The organism is Herbaspirillum frisingense GSF30, from assembly GCF_000300975.2.
Classification (GTDB): domain Bacteria; phylum Pseudomonadota; class Gammaproteobacteria; order Burkholderiales; family Burkholderiaceae_D; genus Herbaspirillum; species Herbaspirillum frisingense.
The window spans coordinates 97,886-115,809 of the sequence record NZ_AEEC02000002.1; the positions used below are offsets into that span (position 1 = coordinate 97,886).

The window sequence follows — 17,924 nt, forward strand, 5'->3', positions numbered from 1 at the left end:
ATGTTGAAAGCCACCGATCTCAAGATCACCTTCAATCCCGGTACGCCCATCGAGAACCCGGCCCTGCGTGGCCTCTCGCTGGAAATCCCGACCGGCCAGTTCGTGGCCGTGATCGGCTCCAACGGTGCCGGCAAGTCGACCTTCCTCAATGCCATCTCCGGTGACCTGCTGGTCGATACAGGCAAGATCGAGATCGACAGTACCGATGTCACCCGCAAGCAGGCATGGGACCGCGCCGGTCTGGTGGCGCGTGTCTTCCAGGACCCGATGGCCGGCACCTGCGAAGCGCTGACCATCGAGGAAAACATGGCCCTGGCCATGGCGCGTGGCCGTCGTCGTGGCTTCAATTTCGCCATTCGCGGCAAGATGCGCGAGCTGTTCCGCGAGAAGCTCTCCATCCTCAACCTGGGGCTGGAGAATCGCCTGACCGACCGCATCGGCCTGCTCTCCGGCGGCCAGCGCCAGGCGGTGAGCCTGCTGATGGCGTCGCTGCAACCCTCGCGCATCCTGCTGCTGGACGAGCACACCGCCGCGCTGGACCCCAAGACCGCTGCCTTCGTCCTGGAGCTGACCGCCAAGATCGTCGCCGAGAGCAAGCTGACCACCATGATGGTGACCCACAGCATGCGCCAGGCGCTGGACTACGGCGACCGCACCGTGATGCTGCACCAGGGTCGCGTGGTGCTGGACGTCTCCGGGCCGGAACGCGCCGGGCTGGACGTGCCGGACCTGCTGAAGATGTTCGAGCAGACGCGCGGAGAGAAACTTTCCGACGATGCCCTGCTGCTGGGGTGATCCTCAGCCAGCTGACGCTGCAAAAAGAAAACGGCTCCCTCGGGAGCCGTTTTTCATGAGCGCAAGCGGTAATCAGCTACCGCCGTCATAGCCATTCTGCCGCCAGGCCTCATAGACCACCACCGCCACCGTATTGGACAGGTTGATGCTGCGATTGCCCGGGCGCATCGGCAGGCGGATGCGTTGCGTCGTGGGGAAGGATTCGCGCCGCTCCGGCGCCAGTCCCCGCGTTTCGGAGCCGAAGACGAAGGTGTCGCCAGGACGGAAGGCCAGCCCCGCGAAAGGCGTCGAGCCATGGGTGGTCATGGCGAACATGCGGGTTTCATCGAACTGCGGGTCTTCACGCCGGTGCGCCAGGAAGCTGTCCCAGTCGGGGTGCACCTGCATGTTGGCGTATTCGTGATAGTCCAGCCCGGCGCGCCGCATCTTGGCGTCGTCCAGCGGAAAGCCGAGCGGCTCGACCAGATGCAGTTGCGCGCCGGTATTGGCGCACAGGCGGATGATGTTGCCGGTATTGGGAGGGATCTCCGGCTCGACCAGGACGACGTGGAACAAAAGACTCTCCTGCGGGAAATGGGACAAGCAATAAAGGGAATAAGGGGCCGGCCTGCGCTCAGGTCGGCAGGGTGCGGGCAAAGACCAGGTTGGTCACCCGGCGCGCGCCGTGCCGCTTGAGCACGATCGCCACTTCATTCAAGGTGGCGCCGGTGGTCATGACATCATCGACGATGCCCACGTGCAGGCCGCGTACCTGGTCCATCGCTGCGAAGGGCAGGGCGAAGGCCGAGCGTACGTTGCGGGCCCGTGCGCCTACCGGTAGCGCTGATTGCGCCTGGGTTTCCTTCTTGCGTTCCAGCAGGCGGCCATTGAGGGGGATCTCCAGCATCCGTGAAAGGGGCTTGGCAATCTCCAGCGCCTGGTTGAAGCCGCGCTCCTGCAACCGTGCCAGTCCCAGCGGTACCGGTGCCAGCAGCGTCGGCATGGCCAGCTGCACATCACTGCCGGGGACCGGGTTGCGACGCGAGGCGTCAAAGATCAGGCGGGCCAGCAAGGGGGCCAGGCGCAGGTCTGCGCCGAATTTCAGGGCCAGCGCCAGCTGGTCGGACGGCGCGAAGTAATCGGTGGCGACAATGGTGGCGTCGAAGGCCGGGCGATCCTTGAGACAGGCGCCGCAGCGCAGTTCCTTGCCGGTGACCGGCATCGGCAGGGCGCACTGGATGCAGCGCCGGTGCTGGCGGGTATAGAAGCGCTTGTGACAGGGCGCGCACAGCGTCTCGCGCCCGGCCGCGCCGCACAGCGCGCAGGACGAGGGCAGCAACTGCGGCATGTGCGCCAGCAGCCGCTGCAGCCAGCCGGGACCGGCTGGCTTGCCCGAATTCGACGGTTTCGACGACGTGGACGACTTCGACGACGTCGGCGGCTTGCCAGTGACGGCGCGATAAGCGCCGGCGGGCTTGGCCTGGGCCGGTTTGGCAGGGGAAGTTGGCGGTTTGGGGTCCATGCGTGCGGCGCCCGGGAAAAATGGATTTCGACTAAACTACGCGCATTATCGCATCAGCCCTCCCGGATCTGCTGCCCCTCTGTTTCCCTACACCCGATCCCGATGTCCCTGCCGCCGCCTACAGCCAGCGCCAAGCTGAGCGCTCCCATCGATCTGCCCCTGGTACGTCGCCGTTTTGGCCAGCCGCAACGGGTGGCCGAGTCCGATTTCCTGCGTCGCGAAGTGTCGGCGCGCATGCAGGAGCGCCTGGCCCTGGTGAAGATAGAACCGCGCGAGGTGCTCGACGCCGGTTGCGGCGAAGGTGCCGACCTGCCGGTGCTGCAGAAGCGTTACCCCGAGGCCAGCGTGATCGGCCTGGATGGTGCCTACGGCATGCTGGCCCGCGCCGCCGAGCACCAGCGCGGCGCGCAGACGGCCATGAACCGGCTCTTCGGCTCCATCAACAAATGGCTGGGCGCTGGCCCTGATGCCGGTGCCAACGGTCCGCAACTGGCCTGCGCCGATTTCGCCCAGCTGCCGCTGGCCGCCAATGCGCTGGACCTGGTCTGGTCCAACCTGGCCCTGCACTGGCACCCCCAGCCCGACCGGGTATTTGCCGAGTGGCGCCGGGTGCTGCGGGTGGAAGGGCTGCTGATGTTTTCCTGTTTCGGTCCCGATACCCTGCGCGAGGTCCGCAGCGCCTTCGAGAGCATCGATCTTGCACCGCACACCTTGCCCTTCGTCGACATGCACGACTTTGGCGACATGCTGGTCAATGCCGGCTTCTCCACGCCCGTCATGGACATGGAGACCATCACCGTGACCTATGAAACCCCTCAGCGCCTGCTGGAAGACGTGCGTGCCTGGGGCGGCAATCCCCTCGAATCGCGGCGCCGCAGCATGATGAGCCGCCATCAGTACCAGCGCCTGCTGGCGGCCTTCGACGCCATGCGCAAGCCCGACGGCAAGATCCCGCTGACCTTCGAGATCATCTATGGCCACGCCTTCCGTCCGGTCCCCAAGACCACGGCGGCCGGGGAGAGCATCATCCGTTTCGAACGGCCCCCGCGATAGGCGCTTGGTCCGCCACTTTATCCGTTGCTTCATATAAGGCTTAGTCGCACAGCACTATCTGGCTGTGCGCATAGTTGCTGTATCGTGACGCCCGGCCTCACCCCTGCACACCCTGTAGTCGCCCGCCAAGCCAGACCCATGGCCGCTGTGCGGGGGGCGGCGGGGTGTGCTGGTGCGGCCGCCGGCGCTGCCGTTGTCAATGCGGCGGTGCGTGCTTGATCCATGGCGACGTTAGCCCTTATACTCAAATGGGTAAAAAAATTCACACAAAGAAATTCCAGCACGAACAAATAGCAAGAATAAATAAAGACCGCAAAACGGATAGCCACGGATAGCGCCAAGACCAGGCAGGCCACCCAGCAAGACCGGGCCGCCCCCGCCATCCAGTGAGTGATCCTGCAGCGGATCGAAACAGAGACACGCTCGACCGACAATCATGCTGGCGAGGTGCTATGGAGACGCGGGAATGGATATTGAAGCGCAATTGTTCGATTGCGCCACGTCAGCTGGCGTGGGTCTTCGCAATCCTTTGTACGGTTTCACTCACGGTCGCGCTGGGCTTCACGCTCCACGGCGCCTGGACCATCCTGTTTTTTTCAGTCATTGAATTATTGGCGGTGGGCGCGGCCATGCTGGTCTACGCCCGTCACGCCACGGATCGCGAAGTAGTGATGCTGGTCGATGATGGCCTGGTGGTCGAACTCTTCCAGGGCAGTCATCGGCATCGCAGCAAATTGCAGTTGCATGGCATGCGCATCGCTTTTCCAGCAGGACGCCAGGCACTGGTGGCTCTGGAGAGCCGGGGGCAGCGCGTGGAAGTGGGACGGTTCATGAGCGAGTGGAAGCGATACGAATTCGCGCAGGAGCTGGAGCGCGCACTCTCCGCCAGGGCCGGCGGGACGGCTGCACTCTCATTCTTATAATTTTGGGCTTTTGAGGAAATCCATGAAACTTGCGAAGCGCCTTCAATCCCTGACCCTCGGTGCCTCGCTGCTGGCAGCCGGCTTGCCGGCCTGGGCAGTGGTGGACAGTCCGGGGGGGCCGGCCGTGCTGCAGATGAACTTCCAGCCGCCGGTGACCAAGATCGCCGAGCAGATCTACGACCTGCACATCCTGATGCTGATCATCTGCCTGGTGATCTTCGTGGCGGTGTTCGGGGTGATGTTCTATTCCATCATCAAGCACCGCAAATCGGTCGGCCACAAGGCCGCCACCTTCCACGAAAGCACGACCGTGGAAATCGCCTGGACCGTGGTGCCATTCCTGATCGTGATCGGCATGGCCCTGCCGGCCACCAAGACGGTGGTCGCCATGAAGGACACCTCCAATGCCGACCTCACCATCAAGGTCACCGGCATGCAATGGAAGTGGGGCTACGACTACCTCAAGGGCGAAGGGGAAGGCATTTCCTTCCTCTCCAACCTGGCCACGCCGCGCGAGCAGATCACCGATCCCTCGCTGAAGAAGAACGACAACTACCTCATTGAGGTGGACAACCCCGTCGTGGTGCCGGTCAACAAGAAGGTGCGCATCGTCACCACCGCCAACGACGTGATCCACTCCTGGACCATTCCCGCCTTCGGCGTGAAGCAGGATGCCATCCCCGGCTTCGTGCGCGATACCTGGTTCCGCGCCGAGAAGATCGGCACCTATCGCGGCCAGTGCGTGGAACTGTGCGGCAAGGACCACGCCTTCATGCCCATCGTGGTCAACGTGGTCAGCGATGACGACTACAAGAAGTGGGTCGACGAAAAGAAGAAGGAAATGGCCGCCAAGGCTGATGACCCCACCAAGACCTGGACCGTGGACGAGTTGAAGCAGCGTGGCGAAAAGGTCTATGCCGCCAACTGCGTGACCTGCCACCAGGCCAACGGCAAGGGTCTGCCGGGCGCCTTCCCGGCGCTCGATGGCAGCCCGGTGGTCAATGGCCCCAAGGCTGACCAGATCCACCTGGTGCTCAACGGCAAGAACGCCATGCCGCCCTGGAAGGGCTCGCTCAACGACACCGAGATCGCCGCCGTCATCACCTACACGCGCAACGCCTGGTCCAACAAGGCCGCGGAAAACATCGTGCAGCCGGCCGAAGTGCTGGCCGCCCGCAAGTAATCGTTTGGAGAACCGGACATGACTACCACTGTCGACCACGCCCCCGACCATTCCCACGATCACGGGCATGGGCATGCTCACGACGATCACCACGATCATTCGCACGATCACCCCCACGGCTGGCGGCGCTGGCTCTTCGCCACCAACCACAAGGACATCGGCACGCTCTATCTGTGGTTCTCGTTCACCATGCTGCTCTCCGGCGGGGTGCTGGCGCTGTTGATCCGGGCCGAGCTGTTCCATCCCGGTCTGCAATTCTTCCGTCCCGAATTCTTCAACCAGTTGACCACCATGCACGGCCTGGTGATGGTGTTCGGCGCGATCATGCCGGCCTTCGTGGGCTTCGCCAACTGGATGATCCCGCTGCAGATCGGCGCCTCCGACATGGCCTTTGCGCGGATGAACAATTTCTCCTTCTGGCTGCTGCCTCCGGCCGCGCTGCTGCTGGCGGGTTCCTTCCTGGTGCCGGGTGGCGCCACCGCTGCCGGCTGGACGCTGTATGCGCCGCTGTCGACCCAGATGGGGCCGGGCATGGACATGGGCATCTTCGCCATGCACATCATGGGTGCCTCTTCCATCATGGGCTCGATCAACATCATCGTCACCATCCTCAACATGCGCGCGCCCGGCATGACGCTGATGAAGATGCCCATGTTCTGCTGGACCTGGCTGATCACCGCCTACCTGCTCATCGCCGTCATGCCGGTGCTGGCCGGTGCCATCACCATGACGCTGACCGACCGTCACTTCGGTACCTCCTTCTTCAACGCCGCCGGCGGTGGTGACCCGGTGATGTACCAGCACATCTTCTGGTTCTTCGGTCACCCCGAGGTCTACATCATGATCCTGCCGGCCTTCGGCATCGTCTCGCAGATCATCCCGGCCTTCGCCCGCAAGCCGCTGTTCGGCTATGCCTCCATGGTGTATGCGACCGCCTCGATCGCGATCCTGTCCTTCATCGTCTGGGCGCACCACATGTTCACCACCGGCATGCCGGTGACCGCGCAGCTGTTCTTCATGTACGCCACCATGTTGATCGCCGTGCCCACCGGCGTGAAGATCTTCAACTGGATCGCCACCATGTGGCGCGGCTCCATGACCTTCGAGACGCCGATGCTGTTCTCGGTGGGCTTCATCTTCGTCTTCACCATGGGCGGCTTCACCGGCCTGATCCTGGCGGTTACGCCCATCGACATCCAGATGCAGGACACCTATTACGTGGTGGCCCACTTCCACTACGTGCTGGTGGCCGGTTCCCTGTTTGCGCTCTTCGCCGGTTACTACTACTGGGGTCCTAAGTGGACCGGCTACATGTACAACGAATGGCGCGGCAAGTTCCACTTCTGGGCCTCGCTGATCACCTTCAACATCACTTTCTTCCCGATGCACTTCCTGGGTCTGGCCGGCATGCCGCGTCGCTATGCCGACTACCCGGCGCAGTTCACCGATTTCAACATGGTCGCCTCCATCGGCGCCTTCGGTTTCGGCCTGTCGCAGGTGTACTTCCTGTTCTTCGTGGTGATCCCGTCCATCAAGGGCGGCCAGAAGGCCGAAGCCAAGCCCTGGGATGGCGCCGAAGGCCTGGAGTGGACCGTGCCCAGCCCGGCGCCCTTCCACACCTTTGAAGAACCGCCGGTGGTGAAGTAAGCGCCTGTGGACAAGACAACCTACGTCAACGGAGCCGCCATGAGCGAACGCAAGAAGCCCAACAACCTGCGCACCGGCCTGCTGCTGGGGCTCGTGGCGCTGGCCTTCTTCGTGGGGATTTTCATCAACCGTATCTGGTTCGCCAAATGACTCGTCCATCGGATCAGGAGCAACAAGCAGAAGAGCGTGGCCTGAACCGCACAATGCTCAGGAAGCTGGTCGTGGTGGCGGTACTGATGTTCGGTTTCGGTTACGCGCTGATCCCGGTCTATCGCAAGATCTGCGAAGTGACCGGGGTGAATTTCCTCACCCCCAAGGACGTGACGGTAGAGGCGCCGGCCAATACGCAGATCGACAAGACGCGCACGATCACGGTGGAGTTCGATGGCAATGCCCAGGGGCCGTGGCGTTTCCGGCCCACGGTGACCAGCATGCAGGTGCATCCGGGCGAGATGACGCAAGTCACCTACGAGGTGGTCAATACCCAGGCGCGCAATGTCGACGCCCAGGCCATCCCCAGCTATGCGCCGCAGCAATCGGCGGCCTTCTTCAAGAAGGTGGAGTGCTTCTGCTTCACCCAGCAGACGCTGGGGCCCAACCAGGCCAAGCAGATGCCGGTGGTGTTCTATATCGATCCGAAGTTGCCCAAGGAGGTGACCACGATCACGCTGTCCTATACCTTCTTCGAGATCAACGGCAAGGACAAGACGGCAGGCTGAAGCAGGGCTGGCCCTGCGAGGAGACGGTTTGGACGATGAGCTGAAACAGGCAGCGCAGCGCAAGGCCTCGTTCGGCGCGACGATGAAGGCGGTGTTCTGGTCCTTCTTCGGCGTGCGCAAGCGCAAGGATTACGAATCGGATGCCGCCAGGCTCAATCCGGTGCACGTGATCATCGCCGGCATCCTCGGCGCGGCCATCTTCATTGCCATCCTGGTGACCATCGTCAAGCTGGTGGTGGCCAGTGCGGCGGGTGGCTAGGTGGGTGGGGAGGCGCATGGGACGTGGGTGGCCATTGAGCGGGCCGGCAGAGGCAGCGATGGATTTGAGCATTAAGAAAAAGTGAACCTGGAAGGCAATGGCATTCACCACAGATGAATGCAGCACCAGACCAGGCAACCGTAATCGGATTTCGTACCGGGAGAAGAACATGAGTTCTCAGCAAGCCAAGGCGCCCCATTATTTCGTTCCAGGCCCGTCGCGCTGGCCGATGATGGCAGGCATTTCCATGCTCATCACCATGATCGGGGCCTCGGCCTGGGTCAACGGGGTGTCGTGGGCGCCCTATGTCAATATCCTCGGTATCCTGATGGTGTTGGTGGTGCTGTATTACTGGTTCGGCGACGCCATCGGCGAATCCGAGTCCGGTCTCTACAGCGAGCGCATCGACCTCTCCTATCGCTGGAGCATGAGCTGGTTCATCTTCTCGGAGGTGATGTTCTTTGCCGCCTTCTTCGGTGCGCTGTTCTATGCCCGCAGCATCACCATGCCCTGGCTGGCTGACCTCGATCACAAGCTGATCTGGCCCGACTTCGCAGGTCAGTGGGGCAACGTCGGCCCGGCAGGAACGGTAGAGAACTTCACCACCATGGGACCGTTCCCCATTCCCACCATCAACACCTTGCTGCTGCTGACCTCCGGCGTGACGCTGACCATTTCGCACCATGCGCTGCGCGCCGGTCATCGTACGCAGACGGCGGTGTGGCTCTTCCTCACCATCCTGCTGGGTGCGGTCTTCATGGGCTTCCAGGCCTACGAATACATCCACGCCTACCATGAGCTGAACCTGAAGCTGACCTCGGGCATCTACGGTTCCACCTTCTTCATGCTGACCGGCTTCCACGGCTTCCACGTGACCATGGGCGCGATCATGCTGTCGGTGGTGCTGTATCGCCTGCTGCGGGGGCACTTCACGCCGACCCACCATTTTGCCTTCGAGGGTGCGGCCTGGTATTGGCACTTCGTGGACGTGGTGTGGCTGGGACTGTACGTGGTGGTGTACTGGCTGTAAGCCTGGTGAATTCCTGGCAATCCAGACAGTCCAGTCAGGTGAGGGCCGCACTTCGGTGCGGCCTTTTCATGTGAGGGAAGGTTTCAGCGGATGCCGGTCGGCTGTATCCAGCCCAGCTTGTAGCTCAGCAGGATGAACAGGAACAGCGCCACCGAAAAGCCCACCCGCAAGGTCAGCGCCTGGACCGTGCGATTGCTCTTGCCCTTGTCGCGCATGAGGAAGATCAGTGCCGAGGCCAGGCTGGCCAGGATCAGGATGAAGGCGATGGCGACGATGATTTTCATGGCGGTAGAATTCCTGTCTCGGTCCGCTGGCTTGCGGTATGCTGCGTTGGTTTACTTAGTTTTTGCATCCCGCTTCTGAGGCCATTGTAAGGCCAAACCTCCCCGATGCCGACCAGATTCCGCTTTCGCCTCATCCCCTTCTGCGCCACGTTGATCGTGGCCGCCGCCGGTATCGCGCTGGGCCAGTGGCAGAGTCATCGGGCGGCGGAGAAAACCGCCCTGCAGCAGCGCATGCAGGCGCGTGCGAGCGAAACGCCATTGCTGACCTTGCCTGCGGACGCGGTCACCAGCGATATGGAATTCCGCCATATCAAGCTGCGTGGCGAGTTCATTCCGCAGTGGACGCTCTATCTGGAAAATCGTCCCTACAATGGCGCCGTCGGGTTTCACGTGCTCACGCTGTTCAAGCCGGAAGGCAGCCCGCAGGCCGTGGTCGTGGCGCGCGGCTGGGCGCCGCGTGATGCGGCCGATCGCACGCGGGTACCGCAGGTGGCACCACCTGCGGGTGTGACGGAAGTTGAGGGCGTGCTGCGCCATGATGCCGGCCACGTGCTGCAGCTGGGCCAGGCCGATGCGCCCCGGCCACAGGCCATCCTGCAGAATCTGGACATCCCCGCACTGGCGCAGGCCAGCGGCATGGCGCTTTCGCCGCTGGTGATAGAGCAGGGCGGTAAGCCCGGCGATGCGCTGGTACGCGACTGGCCCGCACCTTCGCTGGGCATCGACCGCCATCGCGGTTACGCGGTGCAGTGGTATGCACTGGCCGCCATGGCACTGATTTTTTTCATCGTGACAGGATACAAACGTGGTCGTCATGACAAAGCCTGAAGTCCCTGCCAAGCCGGCGTCCCTGGAAGATGCGCGCCGTCGCCGCCTCGGTCGCTGGAAGATGCTGGCCATCGTGGCGGTCTGTGCTGCGCCGCTGATCGCCTCCTATTTCACCTACTACGTGGTCAAGCCGCAGAGCCGCAACAACTACGGCGCCTTGATCGAGCCGCGCCAGTATCCGATTCCCGACCTGGGCAGCAGCGCCATCGATGGCAGCCCTGCCAGGCTTGAGGATTACAAGGGCAAGTGGGTGATGTTGCAGGTGGATCGCGGCGAATGCGGCGCGCCCTGCCAGCAGAAACTGCTGACCATGCGCCAGCTGCGGCTGATGCAGGGCAAGGAGATGGAGCGCGTCGAACGCGTCTGGCTGGTGACCGATCGCGCACCCATCCAGACCCTGCTCCTGCGCGAATACGACGGAACCGATATCCTTCGGGTGGACGCCGGCAAATTGCAGTCCTGGTTGCCGGTCGATGCCGGTACCTCGCTCGAAGACCACATCTACCTGATCGACCCGCTGGGCAATCTGATGATGCGCTTCCCCAAGGACCCCGATCCCGGCAAGATGAAGAAGGACATTTCCAAGCTGCTGCGCGCTTCGGCCATCGGGTGATGCCCGGGCCGGCACGCATGCTGACGCAAGTTTGAATCAAGATGAATGCAACGACGCTGATACAACTGGGCCTGACCGGGCTCGTGGTCGCCCTGATCCCCCTGGCGCTGGTTTCGCGCGCACAGGGCGTGGCCAACAAATACCGCAAGCTGGTGTGGGTGACGCTGTTCTTTACCTTCGACCTGATCATGTTCGGCGCCTTCACGCGCCTGACCGATTCCGGCCTCGGTTGCCCCGACTGGCCGGGTTGCTACAGCCACGCCAATCCGCTGCTGGCGCATGAACACATCAATGCCGCCCAGGAAGCCATGCCCTTCGGCCCGGTCACCTGGGCCAAGGCCTGGATCGAGATGATCCACCGTTATTTCGCCATGGCGGTGGGCTTCCTGATCATCGTGCTGATGGTGACGGCGTGGCGGCGCTGGATCAGATCGGGGAGGACCGAGCTGCAGTTCCGACCCTGGTTCCCCACGGCCCTGCTGGGCTTCGTCTGCCTGCAGGGGGCCTTCGGTGCCTGGACCGTGACCATGAAGCTGCAACCTGTCATCGTCACGATTCACCTGCTGCTGGGCCTGACATTGCTGGCCATGCTGGCCTGGCTGGGCGCGCGGCAGGAGACCCATGTGCCGGTTTCTGCGGCCGGGCGCGCCTTGATCGTGCCAGCCACCATCGGCGCCGCCCTGCTGGCGCTGCAGATCGCGCTGGGGGGCTGGGTGAGTACCAACTATGCGGCGCTGGCCTGTTCCGATTTCCCGCTCTGCAACGGCCAGTTGGTGCCGCAGATGGACATCGAGCACGGCTTTACCCTGTGGCGCCACCTGGGCATGACCTCGGCTGGCGACTACCTGCCGGTCGAAGCGCTGACCGCAATCCACTGGGTGCACCGCAGTTTTGCCTTTGTCGTGATCTTGTATGTTGTATGGCTGGCACACCGCGCCCTGCGTGACGAGGGCTTGCGCAAGACCGCCCGCTGGATGCTGATCGTGCTGGGTTTGCAGCTCTGTACCGGTCTGGCGACCATCTATCTGAACTGGCCGCTGGCCATTGCCGTGGTCCATAACGGCGGGGCGGCGCTGCTGGTCATCCTCATGGTCATGTTAAACTACAAGGTCCGTTACGCACCCTCCGGCCTGGCCGTCGCTGCTCCACCAGCATCCGCCCGGCCCGTCACGCCATGACCACACTGACCGCCCAACCCAACCGCATCGCCCAGTACTGGGCACTGACCAAGCCGCGTGTGACGCAGCTGGCCGTGTTCTGTGCCGTGATCGGCATGTTCCTCTCCACGCCCGATCTGCCGGATTGGCACAAGGTCATCTTCGGCACGGTCGGCATCTGGCTCCTGGCCGGGGCCGCCTTCGCCATCAATTGCCTGGTCGAGCGCGAGATCGATTCGCGCATGGCCCGCACCGCCCGCCGGCCACTGGCGCGCGGCGAAATCACGGTGCCGCAGACGCTGGTGTTCTCGGGCGTACTCGGCGGCCTGGGCATGTGGGTGCTGTACAACCTGGTCAATCCGCTGACCATGTGGCTGACCTTCGCCACCTTCGTCGGCTACGCCATCATCTACACCATCATCCTCAAGCCGGCCACCTCGCAGAACATCGTCATCGGCGGCCTGGCCGGCGCCATGCCACCCGCCCTCGGCTGGGCTGCGATCGCCAACGACGTACCGATGCAGGCTTGGGTGCTGGTGATGATCATCTTCATCTGGACGCCACCACACTTCTGGGCGCTGGCCATGTACCGCCGTGACGACTACGCCAAGTCTGGCCTGCCCATGTTGCCCATCACGCACGGCATGGATGTGACCAAGTTGCACATCCTGATGTACACCATCGCGCTGTTCGCCGTGAGCCTGCTGCCCTTTGCCATTGGCATGAGCGGCCTGATCTATCTGGCCACGGCGGTCGTGCTGGGCGCGATCTTCTTCTGGTATTCCTGGCAGATCTATCGCCGCTACACCGACCTGATCGCGCGCAAGGCCTTCGCCTATTCCATCGTCTACCTGTCCATCCTGTTCGCGGTACTGCTGGTGGATCACTATTTCCTGTTCCGCGGTTTCTGAGCCCATGAAAAGATTTTTCTCGGCGCTGCTGCTGGCCGGCTGCGCAACGTTGCTGGCGGCCTGCGGCCCGTCCAAGCCTGAGCTGAAGTTCAACAATACCGATGTCACCGGCCTCGATTACGCCAAGGACTTCGCCCTGACCGACCACAACGGCAAGCCGCGCACCCTGGCCGATTTCAAGGGCAAGGTGGTGGTCATGTTCTTCGGCTACACCCAATGCCCGGACGTCTGCCCGACCACCATGATCGAGATGGCCAATGTCATGAAGGGACTGGGGCCTGAGGCGGACAAGGTGCAAGTGCTCTTCGTCACCGTTGATCCCGAGCGCGATACACAGGAAGTGCTGTCGCAATACGTGCCGGCCTTCGACAAGCGTTTCCTGGGCCTGCGCGGTGACCTGCCGCAGACCGAGAAGGTCGCCAAGGAATTCAAGGTGTTCTACCAGAAGGTACCGGGCAAGCAGCCCGGCAGCTACACCATGGATCACACGGCCGGCAGCTATGTGTTCGATACCCAGGGCCACATCCGCCTGTTCGTCAAGCACGGCCAGGGACCGCAGACCCTGACGCATGACATCAAGCTGCTGTTGAACTGAGCCGCAGAGGCCAACCAGAGCTGGAAAAAAGAAAGGCGCCCGAGGGCGCCTTTCTTGTTGCTGCGATGCTGATCAGTCGGATCAGTCGGATCAGGAATAGGCCTCAAGTGAGGTCTTCATCTTCTTCAATGCCACCGCTTCGATCTGGCGAATACGTTCGGCAGACACACCGAACTCATCGGCCAGCTCATGCAGGGTGGCACCCGAACCATCGTCATTGGCCAGCCAGCGGGCTTCGACGATACGGCGCGAGCGGTCATCCAGCTTGGACAGTGCGGCTTCCAGGCCTTCCGATTGCAGGCGATCGTACTGCTTGGCCTCGATGACACGGGTCGGCTCCGAATTGTCGGAAGACAGGTACGCGATGGGCGCGAACTTGTCATCTTCATCATCGGTGGGCGACTCCAGGGCGATATCGCGACCGGACAGACGGGTTTCCATCTCGATCACTTCTTCGCGCTTGACGTCCAGGGTCTTGGCCAGCGCCTCGACCTGGGCCGGGGTCATCGCGTCCAGACCTTCCTTGTGGCTGCGCAGGTTGAAGAACAGCTTGCGCTGGGCCTTGGTGGTAGCAACCTTCACCAGACGCCAGTTCTTCAGGATGTACTCGTGGATCTCGGCCTTGATCCAGTGCATGGCGTAGGACACCAGACGCACGTTCTGCGCCGGATCGAAACGCTTGACGGCCTTCATCAGGCCGATGTTGCCTTCCTGGATCAGGTCGGCGTGCGGCAGGCCATAGCCCAGGTAACCACGGGCGATCGAGACGACCAGGCGCAGGTGCGACAACACCATCTTCTGGGCGGCGCCCAGATCATTCTTTTCGCGCAGGTCGCGGGCCAGCTTGATCTCTTCCTCGTGGGTCAGCATGGGCAGGCGGTTCACTGCGGAAATATACGCGTCGATATTGCCCAGGCTGCCGGAAAAACCCAGCGCGAGTGCATTGGACTCGGCAGGCATGAGTGCAGTTTGTGCAGACGCAGTTTTCATGGATTCTCCTCGTTCCTAGCGGAAACAGTATGAAGCGGTAAGCTTGGGGGCCGGCGTCGGTGGCTTGGCGCGGCAGATGCGCAGCGGGCGCGCATCGTCTCGGTTTGTTGCAGTGCTCACATAAAACTGGAGCAATTCGATAAGGTATTCTAGCACTCGTCACCCCAGAGTGCTAATAGCATGATTGGGAAGCGTTGATAGCCGACGACTATTGCCGATCAGTCCCTCATTGCATTATTTCCCCTTCATATTAGTCGCCTTTGGGCGACAAAAGTTGCGATGCGGGTCAAAAGCAGGCGAGAAACTTGTAACAATTTTTGCAGCGCGCCACGGGGCTGGAAAGAGGCAGACGCCAGGGCAGAAAAGGGAGCACAGACAGAAGTGCCGCTTTGCCGGCAGGGACCGGCGACCACCCTTGGGAAGACGTACGAGACTTGGAATTATTGCAGGGCGAGGAGTTCCACCGGTGTTTCCGATGCCAGAAAAACCGAAGCCCGCTACTGCGGGCTTCGATCTGGAGGCGCCAGGAACAGCCTCAGGCCTTGCGGGCCAGCTGCCGATGCACCGACAGCATTGCCCCGAACAGGCCCAGCAGGGCGCTCACGGCCAGCAGCAGGGCGATGGCCATGGGGCTGGGCAGGGCCAGCTGGAATTCCGACGCATACAGGTGCGCAAAGTCGAGGATGGCCGCATTGAGCGGTTGCTGTGCCGCCACCACCAACCCCAGCGCCACCAGTCCGGCGCATCCGCCCAGCAGCGCGCCGGTGTAATAGAAGGGCCGGTAGATGAAGGAATTGGTCGCCCCGAACAGGCGCGACACCTCGATCTCGTCGCGCTGCGTCATCACCTGCAGGCGGATCGTATTGAACACCACCGCCACCACCACCGCACCCAGCGTAATGCCGAGGAACAGCAGCACCAGCCGCAGGATGCGCAGCAACGCCGCCAGCCGCTTGACCCATTCCGAGTCGATCTGCACCGTATCCACGCCGGCCTGTTTCTTCAGTTGCTGGGCGATGTCATCGACGCGGCCGGCATTCATGGCGTTCTCGAAGCCCGGCAGGCGCACCACGAAGCTGTCCGGCAGCGGATTGCTGCCCAGGGTATTGAGCACATCGGCCAGGCCGGTCTTGCTCTTCAAGGCATCGAAGGCCTTTTCGCGCGGGATGAACTCGACCTTGCCGTTGGTGTTGCCGTCCTTCAACACCTGGTTGATGGTCTTGCCCACTACCAGTGCAGCATCGCGGCTGGCCTCGGGTTTCATGAAGATGCTGATTTCCGGCTCCACCGACATCTGGTCCGAGATCGGGCGCACGTTTTCCAGCGCCGACAGGCCCGCGAAGGGCAGCGCCAGCGCAATCGAGACCACCAGCACGTTGAGCACGAAGTTGCCCGGCGAGCGCAGCAGGTGGCGCAAGGCGTCGGCGATGGCGGCGAAATGCTGTCTCAACCAGTTCATGGCGATACCTCCACCGGATTGGCCACGCCGTTGTGCCAGCCATCGACGATGCGGCCGCGGTCCAGGTAGACGATGCGGTCGGCACCGGTCAGGAATTGCTCATCATGGGTCGAGATCAGGCAGGTCACGCCCACGCCATGGAAGGATTTCAGGGCCGCCAGCACCTTGTTGGCATTGGCGCGGTCCAGGTTGGCCGTCGGTTCGTCGGCCAGGATGATCTGCGGACGGTTGACGATGGCCCGTGCAATGGCCACCCGCTGCTGCTCGCCACCGGACAGTTCCAGCGGTTCACACATGGCCTTGCCCAGCAGGTCCACCTTGTCCAGCGCGGCGCGGGCGCGCTTTTCGGCGTCCTGGCGCGAGGAACCGGTGACAATCAGCGGCAGCATCACGTTGGCCAGCAGGTTGCGGTCCAGCAGCAGCTTCTGCTGCTGGAAGATCAGCCCCAGATTGCGGCGCAGGTAGGGCAGGCCGGAAGCCTTGATGCCACCGATGTCGGTGCCGTTGACGCTCAGCTTGCCCGCCGTGGGGCGCTCGATGGCCGCGATCATCTTCAGCAGCGTCGATTTGCCGGCGCCCGAAGGGCCGGCCAGGAAGATCAATTCGCCCTTCTTTACCGACAGCGTGATGTCGCGCAGGGCGTAGACCTCGCGCGCGTATTGCTTGGAAACCCGGGTAAATTCAATCATCAGTTCAGCTCAGGAGGGCATCGACGAATTCGGTGGCGTTGAACGGTTGCAGGTCTTCGATCTTCTCCCCCACGCCGATGAAATACAGCGGCACCGGGCGGGTCTTGGCGATGGCAGCCAGGATACCGCCCTTGGCGGTGCCGTCCAGCTTGGTCACCACCAGGCCGGTCAGCCCCAGCGCATCATCGAAGGCCTTGACCTGGGCCAGCGCATTCTGGCCGGTGTTGCCGTCGATGACCAGCAGCACTTCATGGGGGGCCGAGCTCATCGCCTTGGCAATGACCCGCTTGATCTTCTTGAGTTCATCCATCAGGTGCAATTGCGTGGGCAGGCGGCCGGCGGTATCGACCATCACCACATGCGTACCGCGCGCCTGCGCCGAATGCACCGAGTCATAGGCCACCGCGGCCGGATCACCGGATTCCTGCGCGATCACCTGCACATTGTTGCGCTCGCCCCAGACCGCCAGCTGCTCGCGGGCGGCGGCGCGGAAGGTGTCGCCGGCGGCCAGCAGTACCGACTGCCCATGGGCCTGCAGGTGCAAGGCCAGCTTGCCGATGGTCGTGGTCTTGCCGGCACCGTTGACGCCGGCGATCATCATCACCAGCGGTTTGTCGCGGCCCAGCACCAGTGGACGCTGCAGCGGTTGCAGCAGGTCGATCAGCAGCGTGCGCAAGGCAGTACGCACCTGGGCGGCTTCGGTCAGGCGCTCGGCCTTGACCTTCTTCTTCAGTTCGTCCAGCAGCCACTGGGTGGCCTCGACACCAGCGTCCGACACCAGCAGTGCCGATTCCAGTTCTTCGTAGAGATCGTCATCGATGCGCGCTCCCACGAACAGGGTGGTGAGGTTGCTGGACGTCTTGGACAGCCCCGCCTTCAGGCGCGACAGCCAGGAGCGCTTGACCTCCGGTTCCGGCTCGGGCGCGGCGACGATTTCCACTTCCTCTTCGACCGCATCCTCGATGGGCAGAACCGCCTCGGGCAGCACTGGCGGCGCAGGGGCCACGGTAGGCGCCGCTACAGGCGCGACTGCGGGTGCTGACACCATCGGCGCGGGGGCAACGGGAGCAGCAGGTGAGACGGGGGCTGCCGGTACGGGCTCTACCGGAGTGGGAGCCGGCTGCGGCGCCGCTTCGGGCTGGGGCGGCAGCGCGGGCTGCGCTTCCGGTTTGGGTTTTCTCTTGAAGAAACTGAACATCGGATGGCGATAGGCTGGATTCGGGCTGCGGCCGGGGCGGGAAGGCGGGAGGGGAGGCGCGCATGGCTGTCCTGACAACCGCAGTGGACA

At 62.9% G+C, this 17,924-nt stretch carries 21 protein-coding genes; 14 read left to right on the forward strand and 7 right to left on the reverse strand.

What is annotated here, in order from left to right; genetic code table 11:
* Complete coding sequence (locus tag HFRIS_RS01825; protein WP_006461508.1) at nt 1–795, forward strand: ABC transporter ATP-binding protein; 795 nt, start codon at nt 1–3, stop codon at nt 793–795.
* A 72-nt stretch (nt 796–867) separates the two neighbouring features.
* Here HFRIS_RS01825 and HFRIS_RS01830 read toward each other — a convergent pair whose 3' ends face one another.
* Together HFRIS_RS01830 and HFRIS_RS01835 are read right to left on the reverse strand one after the other, a co-directional pair.
* The gene (locus HFRIS_RS01830; protein WP_006461509.1) at nt 868–1,350 is read right to left on the reverse strand and encodes a tRNA (cytidine(34)-2'-O)-methyltransferase; all 483 of its coding nucleotides are present in this window, start codon (nt 1,348–1,350) and stop codon (nt 868–870) included.
* Between the two features lie 58 nt (nt 1,351–1,408).
* A complete protein-coding gene (locus tag HFRIS_RS01835) occupies nt 1,409–2,296 on the reverse strand; it encodes a ComF family protein (RefSeq protein WP_039873970.1) in 888 nt (295 codons plus the stop codon).
* Nucleotides 2,297–2,398: 102 nt separating this feature from the next.
* Here HFRIS_RS01835 and HFRIS_RS01840 point away from each other — a divergent pair, with 102 nt between their 5' ends.
* The 8 genes from HFRIS_RS01840 (at nt 2,399) to HFRIS_RS01870 (ending at nt 9,110) form a co-directional block, all read left to right on the forward strand.
* Entirely contained in the window at nt 2,399–3,349 is a 951-nt protein-coding gene (locus HFRIS_RS01840) for a methyltransferase domain-containing protein (RefSeq protein WP_006461511.1), read from the forward strand.
* Between the two features lie 452 nt (nt 3,350–3,801).
* Nucleotides 3,802–4,272, forward strand: coding sequence for a DUF2244 domain-containing protein (locus HFRIS_RS01845; RefSeq protein WP_006461512.1), 471 nt, complete (start codon nt 3,802–3,804; stop codon nt 4,270–4,272).
* A 22-nt stretch (nt 4,273–4,294) separates the two neighbouring features.
* Nucleotides 4,295–5,455: a cytochrome c oxidase subunit II gene (coxB, locus tag HFRIS_RS01850; RefSeq protein WP_006461513.1), complete on the forward strand. Its 1,161-nt coding sequence runs from the start codon at nt 4,295–4,297 to the stop codon at nt 5,453–5,455.
* Between the two features lie 18 nt (nt 5,456–5,473).
* Entirely contained in the window at nt 5,474–7,102 is a 1,629-nt protein-coding gene (gene ctaD / locus HFRIS_RS01855) for a cytochrome c oxidase subunit I (protein WP_006461514.1), read from the forward strand.
* Nucleotides 7,103–7,141: 39 nt separating this feature from the next.
* Nucleotides 7,142–7,252: a cytochrome oxidase small assembly protein gene (locus HFRIS_RS25670; RefSeq protein ID WP_006461515.1), complete on the forward strand. Its 111-nt coding sequence runs from the start codon at nt 7,142–7,144 to the stop codon at nt 7,250–7,252.
* Nucleotides 7,249–7,821 carry a cytochrome c oxidase assembly protein gene (locus tag HFRIS_RS01860; RefSeq protein ID WP_039873973.1) on the forward strand — a complete coding sequence of 191 codons (573 nt, stop codon included), beginning with the start codon at nt 7,249–7,251 and terminating at the stop codon, nt 7,819–7,821. Before HFRIS_RS25670 ends, HFRIS_RS01860 begins: the two co-directional genes overlap by 4 nt.
* A gap of 28 nt (nt 7,822–7,849) precedes the next feature.
* On the forward strand, nt 7,850–8,080 hold the full coding sequence (locus HFRIS_RS01865) for a DUF2970 domain-containing protein (protein WP_006461517.1): 231 nt from the start codon (nt 7,850–7,852) through the stop codon (nt 8,078–8,080).
* Between the two features lie 169 nt (nt 8,081–8,249).
* Nucleotides 8,250–9,110, forward strand: coding sequence for a cytochrome c oxidase subunit 3 (locus tag HFRIS_RS01870; protein ID WP_039873976.1), 861 nt, complete (start codon nt 8,250–8,252; stop codon nt 9,108–9,110).
* Between the two features lie 83 nt (nt 9,111–9,193).
* On the opposite strand, the gene HFRIS_RS01875 is transcribed toward HFRIS_RS01870, so the two are convergent.
* A complete protein-coding gene (locus HFRIS_RS01875; protein ID WP_006461519.1) occupies nt 9,194–9,394 on the reverse strand; it encodes a twin transmembrane helix small protein in 201 nt (66 codons plus the stop codon).
* A 105-nt stretch (nt 9,395–9,499) separates the two neighbouring features.
* Here HFRIS_RS01875 and HFRIS_RS01880 point away from each other — a divergent pair, with 105 nt between their 5' ends.
* Genes HFRIS_RS01880 through HFRIS_RS01900 form a run of 5 tightly spaced genes read left to right on the forward strand, consistent with a single transcriptional unit; the run spans nt 9,500 to nt 13,498 of the window.
* Nucleotides 9,500–10,222 (forward strand): SURF1 family protein, encoded by a 723-nt coding sequence (locus HFRIS_RS01880; RefSeq protein ID WP_006461520.1) that lies wholly within the window; start codon nt 9,500–9,502, stop codon nt 10,220–10,222.
* Nucleotides 10,209–10,835: an SCO family protein gene (locus tag HFRIS_RS01885; RefSeq protein WP_006461521.1), complete on the forward strand. Its 627-nt coding sequence runs from the start codon at nt 10,209–10,211 to the stop codon at nt 10,833–10,835. Before HFRIS_RS01880 ends, HFRIS_RS01885 begins: the two co-directional genes overlap by 14 nt.
* A 41-nt stretch (nt 10,836–10,876) precedes the next feature.
* Entirely contained in the window at nt 10,877–12,013 is a 1,137-nt protein-coding gene (locus HFRIS_RS01890) for a COX15/CtaA family protein (protein WP_006461522.1), read from the forward strand.
* The gene (cyoE, locus tag HFRIS_RS01895; protein ID WP_006461523.1) at nt 12,010–12,903 is read left to right on the forward strand and encodes a heme o synthase; all 894 of its coding nucleotides are present in this window, start codon (nt 12,010–12,012) and stop codon (nt 12,901–12,903) included. Before HFRIS_RS01890 ends, cyoE begins: the two co-directional genes overlap by 4 nt.
* 4 nt (nt 12,904–12,907) lie before the next feature.
* Nucleotides 12,908–13,498, forward strand: coding sequence for an SCO family protein (locus tag HFRIS_RS01900; RefSeq protein WP_006461524.1), 591 nt, complete (start codon nt 12,908–12,910; stop codon nt 13,496–13,498).
* A gap of 90 nt (nt 13,499–13,588) precedes the next feature.
* Here the strand turns inward: HFRIS_RS01900 and rpoH are convergent, their stop codons facing one another.
* The 4 genes from rpoH to ftsY form a co-directional block, all read right to left on the reverse strand.
* Nucleotides 13,589–14,488: an RNA polymerase sigma factor RpoH gene (rpoH, locus tag HFRIS_RS01905; protein WP_039873983.1), complete on the reverse strand. Its 900-nt coding sequence runs from the start codon at nt 14,486–14,488 to the stop codon at nt 13,589–13,591.
* Between the two features lie 535 nt (nt 14,489–15,023).
* Entirely contained in the window at nt 15,024–15,947 is a 924-nt protein-coding gene (locus HFRIS_RS01910; RefSeq protein WP_006461526.1) for a cell division protein FtsX, read from the reverse strand.
* Nucleotides 15,944–16,636, reverse strand: coding sequence for a cell division ATP-binding protein FtsE (locus HFRIS_RS01915; RefSeq protein ID WP_006461527.1), 693 nt, complete (start codon nt 16,634–16,636; stop codon nt 15,944–15,946). The genes HFRIS_RS01910 and HFRIS_RS01915 overlap by 4 nt, the downstream gene beginning before the upstream one ends.
* 4 nt (nt 16,637–16,640) lie before the next feature.
* Nucleotides 16,641–17,834, reverse strand: coding sequence for a signal recognition particle-docking protein FtsY (gene ftsY, locus HFRIS_RS01920; RefSeq protein WP_081626814.1), 1,194 nt, complete (start codon nt 17,832–17,834; stop codon nt 16,641–16,643).
* Between the last annotated feature and the right edge of the window lie 90 nt (nt 17,835–17,924).